General features: G+C 70.2%; 17 protein-coding genes and 1 tRNA gene. 5 read left to right on the forward strand and 13 right to left on the reverse strand.

Annotated features, from left to right (window positions below; translation table 11 throughout):
* Positions 1-18: 18 nt before the first annotated feature.
* Together AOM01_RS10210 and AOM01_RS10215 are read right to left on the reverse strand one after the other, a co-directional pair.
* Positions 19-1,344: an oligosaccharide MFS transporter gene (locus AOM01_RS10210; RefSeq protein ID WP_082110169.1), complete on the reverse strand. Its 1,326-nt coding sequence runs from the start codon at positions 1,342-1,344 to the stop codon at positions 19-21.
* Positions 1,341-2,360, reverse strand: coding sequence for a glycoside hydrolase family 43 protein (locus AOM01_RS10215; protein ID WP_062292831.1), 1,020 nt, complete (start codon positions 2,358-2,360; stop codon positions 1,341-1,343). Before AOM01_RS10215 ends, AOM01_RS10210 begins: the two co-directional genes overlap by 4 nt.
* Before the next feature lie 262 nt (positions 2,361-2,622).
* Here AOM01_RS10215 and AOM01_RS10220 point away from each other — a divergent pair, with 262 nt between their 5' ends.
* Positions 2,623-3,273 carry a GntR family transcriptional regulator gene (locus AOM01_RS10220; RefSeq protein WP_062292835.1) on the forward strand — a complete coding sequence of 217 codons (651 nt, stop codon included), beginning with the start codon at positions 2,623-2,625 and terminating at the stop codon, positions 3,271-3,273.
* Between the two features lie 148 nt (positions 3,274-3,421).
* Here the strand turns inward: AOM01_RS10220 and AOM01_RS10225 are convergent, their stop codons facing one another.
* Positions 3,422-4,450, reverse strand: coding sequence for a glycoside hydrolase family 43 protein (locus AOM01_RS10225; protein ID WP_062292838.1), 1,029 nt, complete (start codon positions 4,448-4,450; stop codon positions 3,422-3,424).
* A 169-nt stretch (positions 4,451-4,619) separates the two neighbouring features.
* On the opposite strand from AOM01_RS10225, the gene AOM01_RS10230 reads away from it, so the two are divergent.
* Both AOM01_RS10230 and AOM01_RS10235 read left to right on the forward strand, forming a co-directional pair.
* On the forward strand, positions 4,620-6,281 hold the full coding sequence (locus AOM01_RS10230; RefSeq protein ID WP_062292840.1) for a DUF389 domain-containing protein: 1,662 nt from the start codon (positions 4,620-4,622) through the stop codon (positions 6,279-6,281).
* Between the two features lie 32 nt (positions 6,282-6,313).
* Positions 6,314-6,961: an AMIN-like domain-containing (lipo)protein gene (locus AOM01_RS10235; RefSeq protein ID WP_062292843.1), complete on the forward strand. Its 648-nt coding sequence runs from the start codon at positions 6,314-6,316 to the stop codon at positions 6,959-6,961.
* 82 nt (positions 6,962-7,043) lie between these two features.
* Here the strand turns inward: AOM01_RS10235 and AOM01_RS10240 are convergent, their stop codons facing one another.
* From AOM01_RS10240 to AOM01_RS10260, 5 genes are all read right to left on the reverse strand, one after another.
* On the reverse strand, positions 7,044-9,014 hold the full coding sequence (locus AOM01_RS10240) for a beta-galactosidase (protein ID WP_062292846.1): 1,971 nt from the start codon (positions 9,012-9,014) through the stop codon (positions 7,044-7,046).
* Positions 9,015-9,066: 52 nt separating this feature from the next.
* Positions 9,067-9,990: a carbohydrate ABC transporter permease gene (locus AOM01_RS10245; RefSeq protein WP_062292849.1), complete on the reverse strand. Its 924-nt coding sequence runs from the start codon at positions 9,988-9,990 to the stop codon at positions 9,067-9,069.
* Positions 9,987-10,928 carry a carbohydrate ABC transporter permease gene (locus tag AOM01_RS10250; RefSeq protein WP_062292852.1) on the reverse strand — a complete coding sequence of 314 codons (942 nt, stop codon included), beginning with the start codon at positions 10,926-10,928 and terminating at the stop codon, positions 9,987-9,989. Before AOM01_RS10250 ends, AOM01_RS10245 begins: the two co-directional genes overlap by 4 nt.
* A gap of 71 nt (positions 10,929-10,999) precedes the next feature.
* Entirely contained in the window at positions 11,000-12,361 is a 1,362-nt protein-coding gene (locus AOM01_RS10255; protein ID WP_228374278.1) for an ABC transporter substrate-binding protein, read from the reverse strand.
* A gap of 15 nt (positions 12,362-12,376) precedes the next feature.
* Complete coding sequence (locus AOM01_RS10260; RefSeq protein ID WP_062292858.1) at positions 12,377-14,506, reverse strand: beta-galactosidase; 2,130 nt, start codon at positions 14,504-14,506, stop codon at positions 12,377-12,379.
* Positions 14,507-14,687: 181 nt separating this feature from the next.
* Here AOM01_RS10260 and AOM01_RS10265 point away from each other — a divergent pair, with 181 nt between their 5' ends.
* The gene (locus AOM01_RS10265) at positions 14,688-15,773 is read left to right on the forward strand and encodes a LacI family DNA-binding transcriptional regulator (RefSeq protein WP_062292861.1); all 1,086 of its coding nucleotides are present in this window, start codon (positions 14,688-14,690) and stop codon (positions 15,771-15,773) included.
* 9 nt (positions 15,774-15,782) lie between these two features.
* Here AOM01_RS10265 and AOM01_RS10270 read toward each other — a convergent pair whose 3' ends face one another.
* From AOM01_RS10270 to AOM01_RS10280, 3 genes are all read right to left on the reverse strand, one after another.
* Positions 15,783-17,459, reverse strand: coding sequence for an ABC1 kinase family protein (locus AOM01_RS10270; protein WP_082110172.1), 1,677 nt, complete (start codon positions 17,457-17,459; stop codon positions 15,783-15,785).
* Positions 17,460-17,497: 38 nt separating this feature from the next.
* Positions 17,498-18,076 (reverse strand): PadR family transcriptional regulator, encoded by a 579-nt coding sequence (locus tag AOM01_RS10275; RefSeq protein ID WP_062292867.1) that lies wholly within the window; start codon positions 18,074-18,076, stop codon positions 17,498-17,500.
* A 173-nt stretch (positions 18,077-18,249) separates the two neighbouring features.
* The gene (locus AOM01_RS10280) at positions 18,250-18,726 is read right to left on the reverse strand and encodes a hypothetical protein (protein WP_062292869.1); all 477 of its coding nucleotides are present in this window, start codon (positions 18,724-18,726) and stop codon (positions 18,250-18,252) included.
* Positions 18,727-19,144: 418 nt separating this feature from the next.
* On the opposite strand from AOM01_RS10280, the gene AOM01_RS10285 reads away from it, so the two are divergent.
* The gene (locus AOM01_RS10285; protein ID WP_062292872.1) at positions 19,145-19,672 is read left to right on the forward strand and encodes a hypothetical protein; all 528 of its coding nucleotides are present in this window, start codon (positions 19,145-19,147) and stop codon (positions 19,670-19,672) included.
* Between the two features lie 94 nt (positions 19,673-19,766).
* Here AOM01_RS10285 and AOM01_RS10290 read toward each other — a convergent pair.
* Positions 19,767-19,839, reverse strand: a tRNA-Thr gene (locus tag AOM01_RS10290).
* A gap of 69 nt (positions 19,840-19,908) precedes the next feature.
* Positions 19,909-21,444: an alpha/beta hydrolase gene (locus AOM01_RS10295; RefSeq protein WP_062292874.1), complete on the reverse strand. Its 1,536-nt coding sequence runs from the start codon at positions 21,442-21,444 to the stop codon at positions 19,909-19,911.
* Between the last annotated feature and the right edge of the window lie 4 nt (positions 21,445-21,448).

The raw sequence follows: 21,448 nt of genomic DNA on the forward strand, positions 1-21,448 counted from the left end.
ATCGTCCCTCGAAAGGTGTCAGGCGGTGACGAGCTCCCGCTCCTCCGGCTCGATGGCCGGGGCGTCGCCGCGGGACTTGTCGTCACGCATGAGGAAGCTGGCGATCACCGTCACGCCGATGATGACCACGGTCATGATGAGGTAGGCGTTCGCGAAGCCGATCGACTCGTACGCGGCGCCGAACGGGAGCGAGAACGCCGCCACACCGATCGACTTGGCGACTCCGAAGCCGAGCATGTACGCCGTCGCGGAGATCTTCACGTCGAACATCCGGGTGATGTACTTCATGACCGACACCAGCATCAGCGGCATCTCGATGGCGGCGAGCAGGCGCCACGCGATGAGCGCCTCGGTGGTGGTGACCAGCGCGGAGCCGAGCACGCGGACCACGAGGATCGCGGCGAAGAGCTGCAGGCCGCGCTTGGCGCCGATCTTGTTGACGAACCACGGCGCGATCAGCATGACCGCGGCCTCGGTGAAGATCTGGATGGTGACCACCTGCGAGAACAGGGTGACCGGGTCGCCGTGGCTGACGTGCTGCGCGAAGTAGATCGAGAACTGCTGGTCGAACACGTCGTAGAGCGCGGCGGTGCCGAACATCAGGACCACGAACCCGATGAAGCTGCGGTCCGTGAACAGGCGCTTGATGGTCTCCTTGGAGACCTTGGTCGACGAGGTCTCGCCGGCCTGTGCGCTGGCCTTGGCCTGCTCCGGCACCTTCGCGACGAACAGCAGCACTCCGAGCACGATCGCGCAGAACGATGCCGCCCACCAGATCGAGTCCGGGTTGACGTTCGCCCACATCCAGCCGGCGACCAGGGTGATGGTTCCACCGGCGATCGAGCCGAACAGGCGCGCGTGGCCGTACTCGAACTCGTTGGCGCGGGAGGCGCGCTCGTTGAAGGCCTCGACCACGGACACGCCGGCCAGGAGGACCAGGGCCATGAACATGCCGCCGACCACGGCGGCGCCCACCATGTTCCACTCCATCAGCGGCGGGAACACGAACGCGAAGAACGGGCCGACCATCGCGCCGCACAGCACCACGAACGCGAACAGGTGCTTCTTGAGGCCCAGGCGATCCTGGAGGTAGCCGTACAGCGGTTGGAGGCACAGCGCCGTGATCGCCATCACGGTGTTGATGAGGCCGATGTTGCCCTCGCCCATGCCCTTCTCCGACAGCCACAGGCCGTGGAAGGAGAAGAAGATCTGCCAGATGGCGAAGTAGAAGAAGTACAGGCCGCCGTAGTTCCAGAACACGCCGCGCTTGAGCGAGTCGCGCAGGGTGGAGGTGGTGGTGGCTGTCTTCTCGGGGGCGTTCGGGGCGGGAGCGTCGGCGCTCATGCGGTCATTCCTTCGGGGGGAAGCACCTCGATCGAGGTGGGGGTGGGTCGTGAGTCCGGCTGGGGGGTACCCCAGACGGGCCTGCCGTCGGCGTCGAACGGCAGCACCTGCGCACGGGCCTGACGGTTGGGCTCCCACAGGGGGTTGCCCACCAGCTCGGTGTAGGTGCGGGCGTGGTAGACGAGGACGGTGTCGCCGTCCTCGGTCTCCGTGAAGCTGTTGTGGCCGGGACCGTAGATCCCGTGCTCGGGGGCGGAGGTGAGGACCGGCTCGGTCTCCTTGGTCCAGCTCGTGGGGTCCAGCAGGTCGCTGGCCGCGTCGGCGGTGAGGAGGCCCATCGCGTACTCGACGCCCGTGCCGGACGCGGAGTAGGTGAGGTAGATCCGTCCGTCGCGCTGGAGCACGGACGGGCCCTCGTTGACCCAGAAGGTGACGGTCTCCCACGCGTGCTCGGGCTTGGTGAGAAGCGTCGCGGCGGTCGCGAGCGTCCAGGGGTTCTCCATGCGCGCGATATAGAGGTTGGAGTGGCCCTTGACCTCGAAGTCCTGCTGCGCCCACACCAGGTACTGGTCGCCGTCCTTGACGAAGCTGGTGGCGTCAAGGGCGAAGGACTCCCAGCCGGTGTCGACCTGGCCCTTCTCCGTCCACTCCCCCGTCATCGGGTCCTCATCGAGGCACTCGAGCACGAAGATGCGGTGGTTGAAGGTGTCGTCGGAGTCGGGGGCGTCGACCGTGATGTCGGCGTTGGGCGCCGCGGCGTAGTAGAGGTACCAGGCGTTGTTCACGCGGTGGAGCTCGGGCGCCCAGATGAGGTGCGACTGCGCACCCTCGTGATGCTTGGTCCAGATGGTGACCTCGCGGGCGGCCTGCAGGTCCTCGAGGGACGCGGCGCGGCGCAGGACGATGCGGTCGTACAGCGGGTACGAGCCCGTGAAGTAGTACTGGCCGTCGTGGCGCAGGACGCACGGGTCCGCGCGCTGCAGGACGATCGGGTTCGGGATCGGTGCACTCGACATGGGGACTCCTCTGTGAACGGTAACAGGGTACCTTTTTGTCGCACTCTGTGACCAATTCAGAATAGTTGGTGGTGTGCAACTATTACGGGACCTGGTGCCCAAATCGGACAAGGTGAGGGGCGCATCGTCCCGTGGCGCGGTGCTGCCGGGCCCGTCGGGCGCGCTCGACAGCGCCCCGCGCTCCACTCTCTCCCCTCCACATCCCATGCGATCCGGGATACGATCCGTGGCACCCGTGATCCCCGAACGCGAGGAGGCAGCGTTGCCCGCCGAAAGCAAGGCTGACCAGGCATACCGCATCCTGCGCGAGGGCCTCGGACGTGGGGAGTTTCTTCCAGGCCACCGGCTGGTGATCGACCAGCTCGTGCGCGCGCACGACATCAGCTCGGTGCCGTGGCGCGAGGCCATCAGACGCCTGGAGGCGGAGCGCTGGGTCGAGATCATCCCGAACGCCGGTGCGGTGGTGCGACCGGTCGGCGAGGACGAGCGTCGGAGCACCATGCGGATCCTCGCGCGACTCGAGCCGCTGGCGATCGCGCTCGCGGCGGACCGTCTCACGCCGACCGACCTCACTCAGGCGCGGGAGCTCAACAAGGACGCCCGCCGCGCCCTCGCGGACTTCGACGCAGCGCGCCACGCGGCGCTCGTGCGCGACCTCCGATCGCTATTGCGGTCCCGCTGCCCCGACGCACGCCTGGTCGCCATGGTCGATGAGGAGGCGCTGCGCCTGGAGCTCGCGGACCGCGTCTCGCCCGCCCACGCGCCCGGGCGGGTGGCGGCCAGCTTCGACGAGCACGCGGAGCTGCTGGACCTCATCGATGCCGGCGCGTCGCCCGAGCGCATCGAGGCCGTCGCTCGCGAGCACCTCGAGCGCACCCTGGGCGCGCTCGAGGCGACATCTGCGCTGGGGTGACCCCGGCATCGTCCAGGCCGGGTACCGCGGCCAGACTCCACACACGGACCGTGGATGAAGCGCTTCACCGCTGCAACTCGCGTCGCGTTCCTCGAGGAACGCGACGCGAGTTGCAGATCTCGTGTGGAAAGCGGTCGGGGTGGGAGCGTCAGGCCGGGGCGACCTGCGCGAGACCCGCGGGCGGCAGCACGTCGGTCGAGGTGGGCGCCGGGCGCGTGAGGGGAACGGGCGTGCCCCAGACGGGCTCGCCGTCCACGAACGGCAGCACCTGTGCGCACGCCTGACGGTTGGGCTCCCACAGCGGGTCGCCCTCCAGCTCGACGTACGTGCGGGCGTGGTACACCAGCACGGTCTCCCCTGAGGGCGACTCGGTGAAGGAGTTGTGGCCCGGGCCGTAGATGCCCACCGACGGGTCGGACGTGAAGACCGGGTCCTGCGCCTTGGTCCAGGACGCGGGGTCCAGCGGGTCCGCGTCCGCGGACGCCGTGAGGAGGCCCATCGCGTACTCGGGGCCCGTGCCGGACGCCGAGTAGCTGAGGTACAGCCTCCCCTCCTTCTGCAGGACGGAGGGCCCCTCGTTCACCCAGAAGCGCACGACCTCCCAGTCGAGCTCCGGCTTGGTCAGCATGACCGCCGGCGTCGCGAGCGTCCACGGGTTCTCCATGCGCGCGATGTAGAGGTTCGAGTTGCCCTGGATGGCGAAGTCCTGCTGAGCCCACACCAGGTACTGAGCGCCGTCCTTGACGAACGACGTGGCGTCGAGCGCGAACGACTCCCAGCCGGTGTCGACCTTGCCCTTCTCCGTCCAGGTGCCGGTCAGCGGGTCGTCGTCGAGGCACTCGAGGCAGTAGACGCGGTGGTTGAAGGTCGCGGCGGTGCCGGGCTCGTCGGGCGAGGGCGCACCATCGGGCGCGGCCGCGTAGTAGAGGTACCAGGCGCCGTTTACGAGGTGGATCTCGGGGGCCCAGATGAGCTGCGACTGCGGCCCCTCGGCGTGCTTGGTCCAGACGGTGACCTCGGCGGCGGACTGCAGGTCCTCGAGGCGCTCCGCGCGACGCAGGACGATGCGGTCGTACAGCGGGTACGAGCCCGTGAAGTAGTACTGGCCGTCGTGGCGCAGGACGCACGGGTCCGCGCGCTGGAGCACGATCGGGTTCGGGATGAGTTCCGTGGGCACGGATGGGCCTCCTCGTCGTTGAGACAGGGACTGATTTGCAACGTTGTAAAAGAGTGTAGGGCACGCCGGGCGGGTGTGGGAACGGGCGGATGAACCGCGCGAGATCCCGGCACCGGCATCCGCGCCCGCGGAGGTCCGCGACCCTACGATGAGCGCGAGGGGGTGGGCCATGGACGGCGCGACACACGAGGCCATTCCGACGGTGCGCGAGCAGCTCAGGGACATGCTGCGCGCGATGGCGAACGGGGCATCGCTGCGTGGCGTCGCGCTCGTGGTCGCGGGAGCGGTGGTGCTGGCGCTGCCGACCGCCACCCAGTGGGTCGCCCAGGTGGTGGCGATCGGCGCGCTCGGCGTCACCGGCCTCATGGACCTCTTCTACGCGATCACCGGTCGGCGCTGGCTGGGACGCCGGATCAACAGGATCGTCGCGGCGCTACGCGGCCTCATGACTACCGCCATCGCGGCGGCCCTCGCCTTCGTGGCGTGGTGGGATCCGACCGGCGGCACGCTGAGCCTCGCCGCCGTGGTCGCCGCGCTCGGCATCTACGTGGCGTTCCGCGGGCTCATCGGCGTCATCGACGTGCTGGTGCGGCCCCGCCGGCGCGAGCGCCTGGTCCGCCTCGCGGCCTCGGGGCTCGCGCTCGCGGCGGGCATCCTCGCGGCGCAGGTGCCCGAGGCGATCGCCCGCACCGTGCTCGTCTCCGCCGCGACGGCGGCCGTGATCGTCGGTTTCCTGCTCATCGCGTGGGGCATCCGCCGTGCCGAGGGCGGCAGCGGGCTCGACCCGTCGCGCGCCTCGATCGGTCAGGTGCTGTGGGACTGGGTCCGTGGCTCCGACGTGGGCGACGAGGCCCGCGCCGAGCAGGTCGAGGCCCTCTACTTCGAGAACCCCGGACGCCTCAACAAGCTGGGCACCTGGTGGGTGATGCTCGCGCTGTCCGTGGCGATCGCGACGTTCGCGGTGCTCGCGGACTCGACCGCCGTGGTGATCGGGGCGATGCTGGTCGCGCCGCTCATGACGCCGATCGTCGGGCTCGCGGGCGCCCTGGTCAACGGGTGGGCGCGGCGCGCGTTCCACTCCGCGGGCCTGGTGGCCGGCGGCGTGGTCGCCGCGATCTCGCTGTCCTACGGCCTCGCCTCGTGGTCACCCGTCGCGATCGCGTTCGACACCAACTCGCAGATCGTGTCGCGCGTCACCCCCAGCACCGTCGACATGCTCATCGCCCTCGCGGCCGGCGCGGCCGGCGCGTACGCCACCGTCAACAAGCGCGTGGCCTCGGGCATCGCGGGCGTCGCGATCGCCGTGGCGCTCGTGCCGCCGCTCGCGGTGGTGGGGACGAGCCTCAGCGGCGAGCGCTGGGCCGATGCCGGAGGCGCGTTCCTGCTGTTCCTCACCAACTTCGTCGCCATCGTGCTCGCGGCGTGCGTGGTGTTCATCGGGACCGGGTTCGCGCAGCCCGACGTCCTGCGCAGCAACCCGCGCAGGCTGCTCCTCACGCTGTCGCCGTTCGTCATCCTCGCGGCGATCGTGCTGCTGCCGCTCATGCTCCGGTCCGAGGGCCAGCTCGCCACATCGTCGCTCAACCGCAGCGCGGAACGCGCCGTCGAGGAGTGGCTGGGCTGGGACACCGAGTTCGCGATCCGCAGCGTCAGCGTGTCCGGCACGGAGGTATCCGTGGCGGTCGAGGGCCCCGGCGACACCCCCGCGCCCGAGGACCTGCAGGAGCGGCTGCTCGACGCGTTCGACGCCGCGGTCGCCGTCCACCTCGAGGTCATCCCGGTCGAGGTGACCACCCTCCCGGCGGTCACGCCCTCGCCGTCCTTGGGATAGGTGCGCGCCGCCGCCCGGCGTACCGTGAAGGTATGGGCACGATGCGGCGGTCGCCGTACGCGGTCCTCCTCGCCGCGGCGATGCTCGCCGGGTGCACGTCGAGCCCCTCCCCGTCGGTGACGCCGAGCGCGACGCCCGCGCCGACCGTCACCGCGACTGCGACCGTGACGGCCTCGCCGTCGCCGGCCCCCACCTCCTCCCCCGCTCCGCAGGATTGCGCGACGTTCGGGACCTCGGCTGCCGGCGCATCGTCGCCCGACTGGGCCTCCTCACTCGCGAGCGGGCTGTGGGGCGTGACGCAGCGTGTGGGCGTGCACGAGTGCTACGACCGCTGGGTGCTCGAGTTCGCGGGCGACGGCGAGCCGGGGTGGCAGGTGACGCCGCACGACGCGAGCACGTTCGCGACCGACGCGTCGGGCGAGGACCTCGCGCCGCCGCTGGCGGGCGGAGCGTCGCTCGAGATCCTGGTGGGCGCGTGGTACGACGGCACAGCGATCTCCCAGGCGGGATACGCGGGCCCGCTGTCGGTGACCGGGTCGGGCGCGATCCGGGAGGCGCGGATCGTGGGGGCGTTCGAGGGCATCACCCAGGTGGGCCTCGGACTCGATGAGGCGAGGCCCTACCGGGTGACGTGGCTCGAGGATCCCCCGCGGCTGGTGGTGGACGTGTTCACCGGATGAGCGGCCGTCGCTGAGTTCCCCGCTGGAGCGCGAGACCTCACGAAACCGTCGGTGAGTTCCCCATGGCGCGCGGGGGCGCGGCCTACCCGACCTCCACCACCCGCACCTCACCGGGCTCGAGCGTCGCCGCGCCGCCGTCCCACTCGACCTCGGCCGCAGCAGCGCCGTGGTTGATGAGGAACAGCTTCTCGCCGCGGCGCGCCGCCTCCACCTCGCGAGACGCGGAGGTCGCCACCGGCGCCACCCCCGAGTCCTCGAGCAGCCGCGCCACCACCGCGTCCGCGAGCGCGTCCGACGGCTGGGTCGCGACGTACCAGGCCGCTCCGTCGCCCGACCCGGAAGGCGCCCGGCGCGTGATGGCGGGACCGCCGGCGGCGAGGCCCTCGGTGAAGGTCGCGAGGACGTCGGCGGCATCGGCGTGAACCACCTCTGACCAGCCCTCGATCTCGCCGGCGAGCTCGCCGGCCACCGCGGACAGCGGAGCACCAGCGGGCGCGTCGAAGAACTGGTCCGGGTGCGCGAACGGCGCGAACTCCTCGACGCGGACGCCGAGCATGGACGCCCACGACCCGAGATACCCGGACGGCAGCACGCCCAGCCCGAGGTCCAGGATCGCCGACTGGTACGTCACCAGCACCGTCGCCCCGCGCTCGCGCGCCGCCGCGACCCGCTCCTGCACGTCGGGCGTCACCACCTGCATCGACGGCACGATCACCAGGTCGTACCCATCAAGCGAGGCGGAACGCGACGCGAAGTCCACCGTCACGCCCGCGCGCCACAGCGCGTGGTGCCAGGCGAGCACCGCACGCACGTAAGAGATGCGCGCGGGGGTGTCGTGCTGCTCGATCGCCCACCAGGAGTCCCAGTCGAACATCACGGCCACGCGCGACGGCACGCGCGTCCCGATCACGTCCGTGAGCCCCGCGAGCTCCTCACCGAGCGCGCAGACGTCCCGGTAGATCCGGGTGTCCTCGCCGGCGTGCGGCACCATCGCGGAGTGGAACTTCTCGCTTCCGCGCACGGACTGTCGCCACTGGAACTGCATGATGCCGTCCGCGCCGCGCGCGATCGACTGCAGCGACAGCCGCCGGAAGCCGCCCACGGGCTTGGGGGCGTTGCGCGGCCGCCAGTTGACCGCGGACGTCGCCTGCTCCATGAGGATCCACGGCTTCTCCCCCGCAAGCGAGCGCATGAGGTCGCGCACCGCCGCCGCGAACGGGATCGAGCGCGGGTCCGCGGGGTCCGGGTAGGCATCGTCGGTGACGAAGTCGACGTGCTGCGCCCACGCCCAGTAGTCGGCGGCCTTGAAGAAGCCCATGAAGTTCGTGGTGATGGGCTTGTCCGAGCGCGCGCGGATGATCTCCGACTCCATCTCGTGCAGCGCCAGGAGCGCGTCCGAGCTGAACCGGTCGAAGTCCAGCTGCTGCGTCGGGTTGATCGAGGCGGGTGCCGCGCGCGGCGGCATGATCTCCTCGAACGAGGCGTAGTGCTGCGACCAGAAGGCGGTGCCCCAGGCATCGTTCAGCGCCTCGATGTCGCCGTAGCGCTCGGCGAGCCAGGCGCGGAAGGCGACCGCCGACTCGTCCGAGTAGCAGCGCGGCACGTGGCAGCCGTACTCGTTGTTGACGTGCCACGCGATGACCGCGGGGTGGTCGGCGTACCGGTGGACGATGCGCTCGGCCAGTCGCGCGGCATAGCGGCGGTAGGTCGCGGAGCTGGGGCTGTAGTGCTGGCGCGAGCCGACGCCGAGGACCGTGCCGTCGGCCATCACGGGAAGGACGTCGGGGTGCTCGCGCACCAGCCACGGCGGCGGCGCCGCGGTCGCGGTCGCGAGGTCCACGGCGATGCCTCCGGCGTGGAGGCGGTCGATCACGTCGTCGAGCCAGGCGAAGTCGAACTCGCCGTCGGCCGGCTCGAGCTTCGCCCACGAGAACACGCCCACCGTCGCGACGGTGACGCCTGCACGCTGCATGAGGCGCACGTCGTCGTCCCACACGTCGGGGGCCCACTGCTCGGGGTTGTAGTCGCCGCCGTACCAGAGGCTGTCGAACATCGAGGTTGCTCCTTTGCAGTCGAGTGTCAGGGGCCCGGGTTCCCTGGTGGCGTCAGCCCTTGACGCTGCCCGCCGAGAGACCACTCTGCCAGTAACGCTGAAGGAACAGGAACGCGACGATCAGCGGGACGATGCTGATGAACGAGCCGGTGATCACCGTCGAGAACAGCACCTCGCCGCCGCCGCCGGACGTCCCCGCGGACTGCATCTGCGCGAGACCCACCGTGAGCGGGTAGAGGTCGGAGCTGTTGAGCATGATCAGCGGCAGGAAGTAGTTGTTCCACGTCGCGACCAGCGCGAACAGGAGCACCGTGATGAAGCCAGGGACCAGGAGACGGAACGCGACCGTGAAGAAGGTGCGGAACTCTCCGGCACCATCGACGCGGGCGGCCTCGATGAGCGAATCCGGCACCGCGTCAGCCGAGTACACCCTCATGAGGAACACGCCGAACGGGCTCACGAGCGACGGGACGATGATCGCCCACACGGTGTTGGTCAGCCCCGCGGAGCTGAACAGCAGGTAGGTGGGGAGCGCGAGCGCCGTCAATGGGATCATGATGGCGCCGAGCACGATACTGAACATGAGGTTCGAGCCGCGGAAGCCGTACTTCGCGAAGCCGTACCCGGCCAGGGTCGCGAGGAACGACGCGCCGACCGCGCTCACGCCCGCGTAGAGGAGCGTGTTGAGAGCCCAGCGACCGAAGATGCCGTCCTTGTAGCCGAACACGCCCTGGATGTTGTCCCACAGGGCGAAGCTGTCGCCGAACCAGAAGCCGAACGTCGAGAACAGGTCGCTCGTGTCCTTGGTGCTCGCGATCGCGAGCCACACCAGCGGCAGCAGGAAGTAGAGCGCGAGCGCCCACACGATCACCGAGAGCGCGGTGCTGCGCTCACGCCCACGCCGGTGGCGGCGGGGCCGGGGCTTGTGGAGGCCGGCTGCGCTCGAAGCCGCACCGGCGTTCATGGTGGCGGTCATCGCCGCACCTTCCTCTCAGCGCGCTGCGAGCTCAGCTGGACCACGTACGACATGACCGCGATGACGAGCCCCAGGAGGAACGCGATGGCGGCGGCGTAGTTGACGTCCTGGTTCACGAACGCGACGTTGTAGGCGTAGAAGTTCGGGGTGAAGCCGTTGGTGATGACCACGGGCGCGATCGAGTCGAGCAGCGCCGGCTCGTTGAAGAGCTGGAACGTGCCGATCACCGAGAAGATGACGGTCAGCATGATCGCCGGGCGGATCGCAGGGATCTTGATGCTCAGCGCGATGCGGATCTGGCTCGCCCCGTCGATCGCCGCGGCCTCGTAGAGCTCCGTCGGGATCGACCGGAGCGCGGCGTACATGATGATCATGTTGTAGCCGACGTACTCCCACGTGACGATGTTCATCATCGAGCCGAGGATCCCGGACTCGCCCAGCATGTCGGGCGGCGTGAGACCGAGCGCCTCGAAGCCCTGGGCGATGGGCCCGAAGTCCGGGCCGTACAGGTATCCCCACATGAGGGTCGCGACCACGCCGGGGACGGCGTACGGCATGAAGGCCAGCAGGCGCGCGCTGCGGGACGCCCGCGTGCGGCCGCTGTCGATCGCGAGCGCGAGGAACAGCGCGAGGCCGAGCATGATCGGCACCTGGATCACCAGGAACAGCGCCATGCGGCCCACGCCGCCGAGGAAGGCCTCGTCCATGAGGGCCTCGGCGAAGTTCTTGAGACCGACGAAGGCCTCGCCGCCGATCAGCTTCTCCTCGAAGAGGCTGAGATACGCCGAGTAGCCGAGCGGCACGAGCACCATCGCGACGAACAGGACCATGAACGGCAGGACGAAGAGGTACCCGACAGCGGAGTGCCTTGCCTTGCCCCGCGAGGGCTTCGATCGCGCCGCCCGGCGGGCGGGGGCGTCGACGGTGGTGACGGCCATGGGAACGGCCTCCTTCACTTCGGTGTGATTTCGGTGCGGGGGCGCCGGCTGCGCCCCCGCACCGGGTTGGCCTACTGGACGGTGAAGCCCTGCTCGGTCGCGTAGTCGACCAGCTGCTGCTGCCAGTCGTCGAGCGCGCTCACGGCGTCACCCTTCTTCTCGAGCGCCACGCCCACGGTCTCGTTGTACGACGAGTAGGCGAACTCCATGAACGGCAGCCACTGGAACTCGGGGTTCACCGTCGCGGAGATCTCGGCGAAGATCTTGTTCACCTGCTGGCCGCCGAAGAACTCGACCCCGGCGTCGGTGAACTCCGGGTCCTCGAGCACCGACAGCGCCGCCGGGAACAGGAACTGCTCCTGCGCGAACATCGTCGTGGGCTCGGGCTCGGCGTTGATCCACCGCGCGAGCTCGTACGCGGCGATCGGGTTCTCGGTGCTCGCCAGCACGGCGTCGGAGGAACCGCCCCAGTTGCCCGACACCTCGGTGCTCGCGTCCCACTGGGGAAGCGGTGCGGCGCCCCACTTGCCCGAGGTCGCCTCGGCGGTGCCCTGAAGGAAGATCGGACCCCAGGCCGGCACCAGCCAGCCCGCGTAATTGCCGTTGGCGATGTTCTGGAACCAGTTGTCGGTCCAGCCCGCGTCGGTGGAGACCAGGTCCGCCTGGGCGAGGTCCTGCCAGTACTGGACCACGTCCTTCGCGCCGTCGGAGTTGACGTCGATGGTGACCGTCTCGGCACCGTCGTAGCCGAACGGCTCGAGGCCGGCCTGCCACAGCAGCGCTACCATCTGCGTGGGCTCGTTCGCCGCGAGGTTGGAGATGTAGGAACCCGTCTTCTCCTTGACCTGCTTCGCGGCCTCGGCGTACTCGTCGTACGTGGCGGGAGGCGCGTCGTAGCCGGCCTCCTTGAGGATGTCGGTGCGGTAGAGGTTGCCCATCGGGCCGGTGTCCTGCGGGATGGCCCACACGCCGTCGTTCACGGCGACCTGGTTCCAGACCCACTCGACGTAGTCGCTGCCCAGCTCGCCCGCGCCGTACGGCGTGAGGTCGAGCAGCGACTCGGTCAGCGTGAAGCTCGGGATGTACTGGTACTCGATCTGCGCGACGTCCGGGGCGCCCTCGCCCGACTCGATCGCCGAACGCAGCTTCTGGTAGTGCTCGAGACCCTGGCCCACGTTCTCGACGGTGACGTCGATCTCCGGGTACGCCTCCTCGAACAGGGCGACCTGGTTCTCGATGTCGGGGACCCACGTCCAGAACGTCAGCTTGGTGGGGGTGGACATCGCCTCGTCGAACTCGTCGGTCGCGACCTCCGGCGAGGCGCTCGCCTCGCCGGTGCCGCCGTCGTCGCCGGCGCTGCAGCCCGTCGCGATGATGGAGAAGGCGGCGGCAGTGCCTGCCAGCGCCATTGCTGTCCTACGTGCCTTGTTCATTCCTGTTCCTTCTCTCTAGTGACCCGGGGTCAGGGTCTCCGGGTGGTCCGGCTCCGCGACGAGGACCATGGAGGCCCACGCCGCGAGGTCGACGTGATCGCCGGCGGCGTGCTCCGCGCCGGTGACGGGGTTCGCGAGCGGTCGCACCAGCGCGACGCTCGCGGGGTTCCAGCCCCAGTTGAAGACGAACCACACGCGGCGGCCGTCGGGGAGGGTGCCGGACGATGCGGTGACGGCTTCGGGAGGATCGGCCAGGACCGTGTTGCGAGTCGGGCCGAGCGCATCCTCGACCACCGCCGCGGCCAGCTCGCGCGACGGGACGCAGCCGACGGTGGTGACCGCACCGGCTCGACGGTCAGCCCGCGTGACCGCGGCGAAGTCCGAGAACCGCGGGTGGTCGTAGGTCGCGAGCACCCTGGCGTCCGCCGGCATCAGCCCGTCGAGCCACAGGTCGGCGGCGGCACCCTCGGGCAGGCGCAGCTCGCCGCCCGTCACCGGGACCGGCGCGTCGAGGTTCGAGAACTCCTCGTACGCCACGCCTGCGGCGTCGACCAGGCCGGGAGGCGCGACCTGGTGGCGGGCGCGCGCCTCGGTGTCGGCGTAGGCCGTGCGGGGGCCAAGCACCAGGTGACCCCCCGCGGCGACGTAGGCGTCGAGGAGGGCGATGTCCTCGTCCGAGGCGATGTAGAGGCCGGCCGCGATGAGCACCGGGAAGCGTCGCGCCAGCTCGACGGCGCCCAGGTCGTGCGCCTGCCCCACATGGAGGATGCGCGCCTGCGCCCGCGCCGCGAACGCGCCGTCGTAGAACGCGTCGACGATCCGCTCGTAGGGGTCGCTCGCGTCGCCGGCCGGCAGCCGGAACGGGGGCTGGAACTGCAGCGCGTGCTTGCTCGGGATCGACCACAGGACGGCCACCTCGGCGTCGGGCTCGTAGCCGTCGAGCAGGCCGCCGATCGCGTCGAGCGACGCGCCGATCTCCGCGATCTCCCGGTACACCCGCCCGGGTTCGAGGCTGTGGGGCAGCACGCCGCCCCAGTAGGTCTCGGCGCCGTAGGGCAGCGTGTTCCACTGCCAGTACTCGATGAGCTCGGCGCCGCGGGAGACGAGCGCGAACGCGGCCTGGGTGAGCTGCCCGGGGTACGGCGGGTAGTTGGTCGCGCAGTCGCCGATCGCCTGCGCATTCGTCTCGGTGACCAGGTAGCGGGCCTGCTTCGAGGAGAACATGCGGTCCCCCTGGCGGAACAGCGTGGGCACACCGCTGGTGGTCCAGTTGTGCGGGCTCGGCCGGCGGTCCCGCATGTCCAGACGGTCCTGCATCCCGTAGTACGGGTTGCCCGCCGTGACGGTGAGGGGCTCCGCGGTGCGCTGGTCGTCGAGGGCCGCGCGCGGGTACTGGAAGCACGTGGTGACGAACTGGTCCTCGGACCGGTACTCGTCGACGATGCGCGACTGCCAGGCGATGAACTCCGCGGTCAGGTCCGCCTGGAACGTCCGCCACGCGAGGTCGTACTGGGGGAACGAGTTGCCATCGGGGCGCCACAGCTCCGTCCAGTGCAGCAGGCGGTGCGACCAGTACGTGAGGCCCCACTCGCGGTTGAGGGTGTCGACGTCGCCGTAGGTACGCTCCAGGTGCGCGACGAACTTCGCGAACACCCCGTCGTTATGCAGGATCTCGATGCCCGGCTCGTTGTCGACCTGGAACCCCACGACGCCGGGGTGGCGCGCGTAGCGTCCCAGGATCGCGCGGATGACACGCTCGGCGCGACGGCGGAACTGGGGGTGCGTGAAGTCCATCTCCTGGCGGGCACCCCACGGGATGGGCTCGCCCGTCGCGCGGTCCGCCGCGATCTCGGGGTGAGCGACCTGCAGCCACGGCGGGACGGCGTACGTGGGGGTGCCGAGGATCACCGACATGCCGCGCGCGTGCGCCTCGTCGAGCGTGGGCAGCAGCCACTCGAGGTCGAACTCGCCATCGACCGGCTCCCACGTCGACCACACCGACTCGCCGACGCGGATGGTGGTGATGCCGGCCGCGACCATGAGGTCCAGGTCCACCGCGAGGCGGTCGTGACGCTGGTACTCCGGGTAGTACGCGACCCCGAGGCCGATGCGCTTGGCGGCAGCGCCGTCGCTGCTGTGATTCATAGATCCACTCCGTTGTTGATCCCTGCACCTGCCCGATAGGTCCGGTGTTACCGGCAACATCGGGCGACAACGGCGATGTTACCGGTAATATCGAAGAGCGCAACCCTCGGGAATGTCACGGTTCCGTGACCTTCAGGGGGTAGCGTGCAGGCAGGCGACGTGCGATGGAGGACCGAGAGCCATGGCTGAGCAGGCGATCCCGACACCGGGAACCGCGGATCGGGATGCGGGCGCCGTCCGCGCGCGCAGCCCCCGAAGCGCGACCTCAGGCGCGCGTAGGCCGGCGACCATCTACGACGTCGCGCAGGCGGCCGGCGTGTCGCATCAGACGGTGAGCAGATATCTCAAGGGCTTCGAGGGGATCCGCCCCGAGACCAGGGCCAAGGTCGAACGAGCGCTCACGGATCTCGAGTACCGCCCCAACCTCACCGCCCGCTCGCTGACCACGGGACGCTCGCGACGCATCGGCGCCCTCACGCACGACATCGACAAGTACGGCCCCAGCAAGATCCTCGGGTCGGCGTCCGCCGCGGCGCGCGACGCGGGCTACGTGCTGGACGTCGTCGCGCTCGACACGGGTGACATGGACTCGATCGCGCAGGCGCTATCCATGATCGCCGAGCACGACGTCGAGGCGATCCTCGCGTTGTCCTCGACCGACGAGATGACCAAGGCGTTCGCGCAGATCGACTTCCGCGTGCCCGCGCTGATCGCGACCGAGCCCGACGAGCCCGCGCGCGTCGCCTCGCAGTTCGCCACCGTCGGGATGCCCGCGCTGGTGGGCCATCTCGCCTCGCTGGGTCACCGCCGGATCCTTCACCTCGCGGGGCCGTCGCAGTGGTCGGCCGCGCGCAACCGTACGCGCGCGCTCGAGAACGCCGCGACGGAGCAGGGCCTCGCCGTTGTCCGGACCATCGAGGGCGATTGGTCGGCGCAGTCGGGGCACGCGGCTGTCAGCGGTCTCGCGGCCCTCGAGGCCACCGCGATCGTGTCCGCCAACGACCAGATGGCGCTGGGCGCGATCCTCGCGCTCAGCGAGCGCGGTCTCTCCGTGCCGGACGACGTGAGCGTCACCGGCATCGACGACATCCCCGACGCCGCCTTCTACCTCCCCCCGCTCACCACGCTCCGCATGGACCTCACCGGGCGCGGCCGGGCCGCGGTGCGCGAGCTGATCGGCCGCATCGACGGCTCCGAGGCGCACGAACCGCGCGCCGTGCAGTCCGAGCTGATCGTGCGCCGCTCGACGGGACCCGCTCCGCGCTGATCGACCCGCTCAGCGGTCGTGCCGCCGCCCGAAGATCACGTGCAGCAGCGGCACCACCGACGCGACCATGAGGGCGATGCCGGTGCCCGGGTCGTCGGCGTGCAGGCGCGCGCCCGCGATGAGCATCGCGGCGAAGATTAGTGCCGATACCAGGCGCCGCGCGGTGTGCTCGAGGCGGCCGAACGTGTCCTCGAGCTTGGGCGCGTTGATCGCCAGCCGGCCGTCCTCGACCGTGGTGAGCACCGCGTCGAGGCGCTTGGGCAGGTGCCACGCGACCTGCGCGTTCTCGCGCAGCTGGCCGCCCAGGTCGCCCAGCACGTTGCCCGCCTCCGCGCGCAGCAGCTGCGACGCGTAAGGCTCGACGGAGTCCCACACGTTGTATCGCGCGTCGAGCGATGTCGACAGCCCCGAGGTGAGCGACAGCGCGCGGATGATCAAGAGGAAGTTCTCGGGCAGCTGGAACGGCAGGGTCAGCATGACGTCGCTGAACTCGAGAGCGAAGTCGCGGAACTCGCGCGGGTCCAGCTCGCGCAGCTCCGCGAAGCCCATCCCGCCGAACCGCGCGAACACCTGCGTGAGGACCCTCTCGAGCTCCTTGGTGTCCGCGGAAGGCAGCAGGACCCCGGCATCGTGCATCGCGACCACCATCCCGCGGCCGTCGCGCGCGGCGGCCGCGATGATGAGCTTGCGCAGGCTCGCGCGCAGCCGGTCGGGGACCGCGCCCATCATCCCGAAGTCGACGAACGTGAGGGTCCACTCCGGCCCCTCGCCTCCCGACCGGGGCGTCACGAAGATGTTGCCCGGGTGCGGATCCGCGTGGAAGAAGCCGTGCACGAACAGCTGGTCGAGCATCACCTCCGCGAACACCTTCGCCACGGTGCGCGGCTCGATGCCGGCGGCGTGCATGGCGTCGACGTCGGTGATCTTGATCGCGGTGACGTCCTCGAGCGTCAGCACCCGGCGGGTGGTGCGCTCCCACACGATCGCGGGCACGCGCACGCGGGGGTCGTTCGCGAAGGCCTCCGCGAAGCGCTCGGCGTTGGCGGCCTCGTGGATGTAGTCGATCTCCTCGAGACTGGTCGCCGCGAACTCCTCGATGAGCCCCGGCATGTCGACGCGACGCGACACCACGCGCAGGCGGCTCAGCCACGCGCCCACGCGGCGCAGCGCGGACAGGTCCACGGCGACGATCCCGGCGATCCCGGGGCGCTGGATCTTCACCACGACCTGGGTGAAGCCCATCTCCTTCGCGACGGACGATGCGAGTGTCGCCCGATGCGCCTGGCCCAGCGACGCGGCGGCGACGGGGACCTCGTCGAACTCGGCGTAGACCTGGCCGAGCGGGACCCCGATCTCCTCCTCCGCGAGGGCGCGGATCTGCTCGAAGGGCACGGCGGGGACCTCGTCCTGGAGGTCCTCCAGCTCCTTGGTGATCTCGGGCGGAAGCACGTCGAGCCGGGTCGACATGAACTGGCCCAGCTTGATCATGAGCCCGCCGAGGTCGACCGCGAGGCTGCGGAAGCGACGCGCGAAGCGGTGCATCCGGGAGGCGCGCGTGCGCTCGGTGACGCGGCGGAAGCCGACGCGTGGGAGCAGCAGCTCGTACCACCAGAACAGCACGATCGCGCGCGCGGCGAACCGCAGGATGCGGCGGTAGCGCGCGCGGCCTTGCAGGACGTCGGGCATCAGCTCTCCCCGATCCCCGACGGCCTGACGACGGCTCGTCAGCCCTCGGCGAGGATCGAGTAGATCTTACGTCGGGCCTGGTCGAGGACCTCCACGGCCTGCTCGTGCTGCTCCGGGGAGCCGGAGCGGCCCACCTGGGCGACGGCCTGCGCGAGGTCGAAGCCGGCCTTCGACAGCGGGCCGATGCGCCCGGCCTCCTTGGTCTCGGTCGGGGCCCAGGGCGCGTCCTTGGCGGCGTCCGCGGCCTCGTCCCTGGCGGCGTCGGTGAGCGAGTAGACCTTGCGGTCGTTCGTCATCTCCGCGGTGACCAGACCCTCGTCCGCGAGCAGCTGCAGCGTCGGGTACACGGAGCCGGCGCTGGGCTTCCAGCGGCCGCCGGTGCGCTCCTCGATCTGACGGATGATCTGGTAGCCGTGCATGGGCTCCTCGAACAGGAGCGCGAGCACCGCGGCGCGCACGTCGCCGCGGCCCATCCGCGAGCCGACCTTCTTCTCGAAGCCCGAGCGGATCTGGTCGAACGCGTCCCACATGGCGTCCATCGCCTCGCCGGGGCTGGGCGGGGTGAAGCCCTTGCTGCGCGAGCCTCCGGTGGCTCCTGTGCCGTAGGTGCCGGTCATGATGCGCCTCCTCTGCGCCGTCGCCCGCGAAGCGAACGACTGTGAGCGATACATCGTTCAGTGTCGCTCGGGGGACGCGGGAGCGCAAGGGGGCCGGCGCATCGTCCGCTCGCACGGCCCGGAAACGCCGAACGGCCCCTCCCGAAGGAGGGGCCGTTCGTTCGCTCAGGCGCTTAGCAGCCCTGGAGACGGACGTTCTTGAGAAGCACCGAGGACGCCTTGGTCGCCGGCTTGGTCTTCTCCGCCTTGAAGGTGACGGTCTTGCCCGAGACCTTGAGCGGGTTCGAGGTGCTCATGTTCACGAAGGCGCCGTACTTGTTCTTGGCCTTGCCCTCGATCTTGAACTGGATGGTCTTCTTCTTGATGTTGTGCAGGTACGACTCGCTCCAGCGGAGGCCCGTGCACTGGCTCGGCACGGTGATCGAGAACGTGACGTAGCGGCCCTTCTTCGCGCCGACCTTCGCGACGTGGAAGGTCTGCTTCGGAGCGGTCGCGACGTAGGCGCGCTGGATGCCGGTCATGCCGGCGGCGGGCACCTTGTCGATCGGCAGCCACTTGGTGCCGGCGGCCTGCGACGCGGGCGCGACGGCGATGGTCATGAGCACAGCGGCGCCAACGGCGGCCAGCTTCATCCCCAGCTTGGTCTTCACAATTCCTCCCAGAAAAGTTTGCACGTTGGCACGTGATGCAGTGAAAGGATGCCATGGTTTCCAGGCGTCTCTCGACCGGATCGGCGAGATATTGCTCACTTGTCCGCGAGATTTAACACGCTGGCCACATTGCGGCGGGGGCAGGGCGGACAAACCGGCCATGCCGGAGGCGCGGCGGGGCGGTACGGGCCCGCCGTCGGATCTGCAGCCCGGGCCGCCGTCGCGCCCGCCGTCGTGCCCGCCGTCGGATTGATCCACGGGTGCAGAAAAAGGCGCGCGGATCTGCTCCGGCGTATCAATGGGGCGGCGGGCCCTGCCTGTGACAGGCTGAGCCTCAGCGTCGCCTACCGTCGCGGCCCGACGCGGGCTCCTCGGTCTCCCCGGGGGGGCACCGCTCGCCACCCGAAAGCGAGGTCCTGTGGACACCGTCTCCTCCGTCCTGGTCCTGGTCATCGCCGTGCTGCTCATCCGTGAGCTCAAGGCGGGCAATCGGATCGCCGCGTCGGATCCGACCATCCAGCTCGAGCCGCGTGAGCGCTTCCGCACCCTGCGCATGCAGATCCTGGAGCCGGTGCTCGCGCTCGTGGTGGTGGGCTCGATCCTCGCGACCGACCTCGAGCACACGCCGGTCCACGCGATCGTCGCGGTGCTCGGCGCGGGCGCCGGGTACGCATTCGGCTGGTACCGAGCCCGGTCGACCTTCGTCGCCGGGTACCCCGCGCACCGCGGGGTAGTCCTGCGCTACAGCATCGAGTCGTTCGTGGCACTGGGGCTCCTGATCGCGATCAAGCTGGTCGCGGAGCAGGACCTGCTGCCCGACGGCGAGACATTCCGCGCGATCGTCGCGGCGCTGCTCGCGTTCATCCTGGTCGAGTCGGCGGCCCGCGTCATCACGCTCGTCCAGCTGTACCGACGGGTCCCGAGCACGCTGCCCGCCGACGGGTAGGCGGCGGGCGGCACGCGCCCGGACGATGCGACGGGCGCCCCGGAAACGCGAAAAGGCCCGGCTCCCACACGGGGATCCGGGCCATTTCACAACGAGCCGCCTGTGGGAATCGAACCCACGACCTATTCATTACGAGTGAATCGCTCTGCCGACTGAGCTAAGGCGGCGTGCGCTCCGCGGGATACCCGCGGGAACGCATCCATGCCCCGGAGGGCACGGAAAGACATGATAGCGCCTCAGCAGCGCTTTCCCGAATCCGGCATCTCGCCGTCGACCAGGTACCCGCCCACGGCGTCGAGCACGCACGAGTTCGAGCGTCCGTACGCGGTGTGCCCCTCGCCCTCGTACGTGAGCAGCGTCGACCCGGCGAGCTGGTCGCTGAGCGACTCCGCCCACGCGTACGGCGTCGCAGGGTCGTGGGTGGTGCCGATCACGAGGATGGGCGCCGCGGAATCGGCGGCGTCCAGCGAGGTGACACGCTCCGACCCCTCCCACGGCCAGCCGTCGCACCCGAGCGAGGACGCGAACCACCAGCCGAACGTCGGGGACGCCTCCTCCATGGTCGCCCGGAAGGCATCCAGCGAGGCGACGGTGAACGGCTCCGTCATCCCGCCGTCGAGGCAGCCGATCGAGGTGAACGCCCACTGCGAGTTCGACAGGTACTCGCCCGTGGTCGGGTCCTTGTCCAGGTAGAAGCCGGCCAGCTGGTAGAAGATGTCCGCGGTGCCGCGGGTGAGGACCTCGTCGAGCCCCGCCTGCAGGTAGGGCCACGAGCCCTCGTCGTACATGGTGATGACCATGCCGTACACCATGACGTTGCCGTTGACGGGATCGCCGTCGAGCGAGGAGTAGCCCCGGTCGCGCGCCTGCAGAGTGATGTCCTCGACCTGTTGACGCGCCGCCTCGCGGTCCGCGGCCAGCGGGCAGTCGGCCTGCTCGTGGCACCAGTCGATGAAGTTCATGAGCGCGCCCTCGAAGCCGGCCGCCTGACCCGCCGCCTGCTCCTCGACCGGGAGCGTGAAGTCGACCGCGCCGTCGAGCACCATGCGCCCCACGCGCTCGGGGTAGAGCTCCGCGTAGGTGGCGCCCAGCTGCGTGCCGTACGAGTACCCGAGGTAGTTCAGCGAGGAGTCGCCCACCAGCGCCCGGATGAGGTCCATGTCGCGCGCCGCCGAGGACGTGTCGACGTTCTCGATGAGCGGCCCGCTGAGCTCGCGGCAGCCCTCCGCGAAGTCGGTGTTCGCCTGCCGCGCGTCCGCGATCGCCGCCTCCGTGTCGAGGGTGAGGTCGGTGAGGTAGTAGGCGTCGATCACGTCCGTGTCGCCGCACGCGAGGGGGCTGGACTCCCCCACGCCGCGCGGGTCGAAGCCGATCACGTCGTAGGCCGCGAGCACGTCCTCGCCGGCGGAGACCACGAACGACTCCGTGAGGTCCAGGCCGCTGCCGCCCGGCCCGCCCGGGTTGATGAGCAGGCTGCCGATCCGCGCGTCGGGATCGGTGGCGCGCGCGCGGTTGATCGCGAGGTCGACGGTCTCGCCGTCGGGGTCCTCCCAGTCGAGCGGCACCTGGATGGTCGCGCACTCGAGCTCGCCGCAGTCCTCCCAGGACACCTCCTGCGAGTACACCGCGGGATCCCCCTCCTCCACGGCGCCCGAGGTCGAGCCGGAGGTGGGCGCGGGGGTGACCGGGGCATCGTCATCCGTGGCCGTGCACCCCGCCAGCAGGGACGATGCGGCGGCCAGGGCGATCACGACGGCGAGGGGGCGTCTCATCCCG

Origin of the sequence: Demequina phytophila (genome assembly GCF_000971135.1) — a bacterium.
Lineage (GTDB): Bacteria > Actinomycetota > Actinomycetes > Actinomycetales > Demequinaceae > Demequina > Demequina phytophila.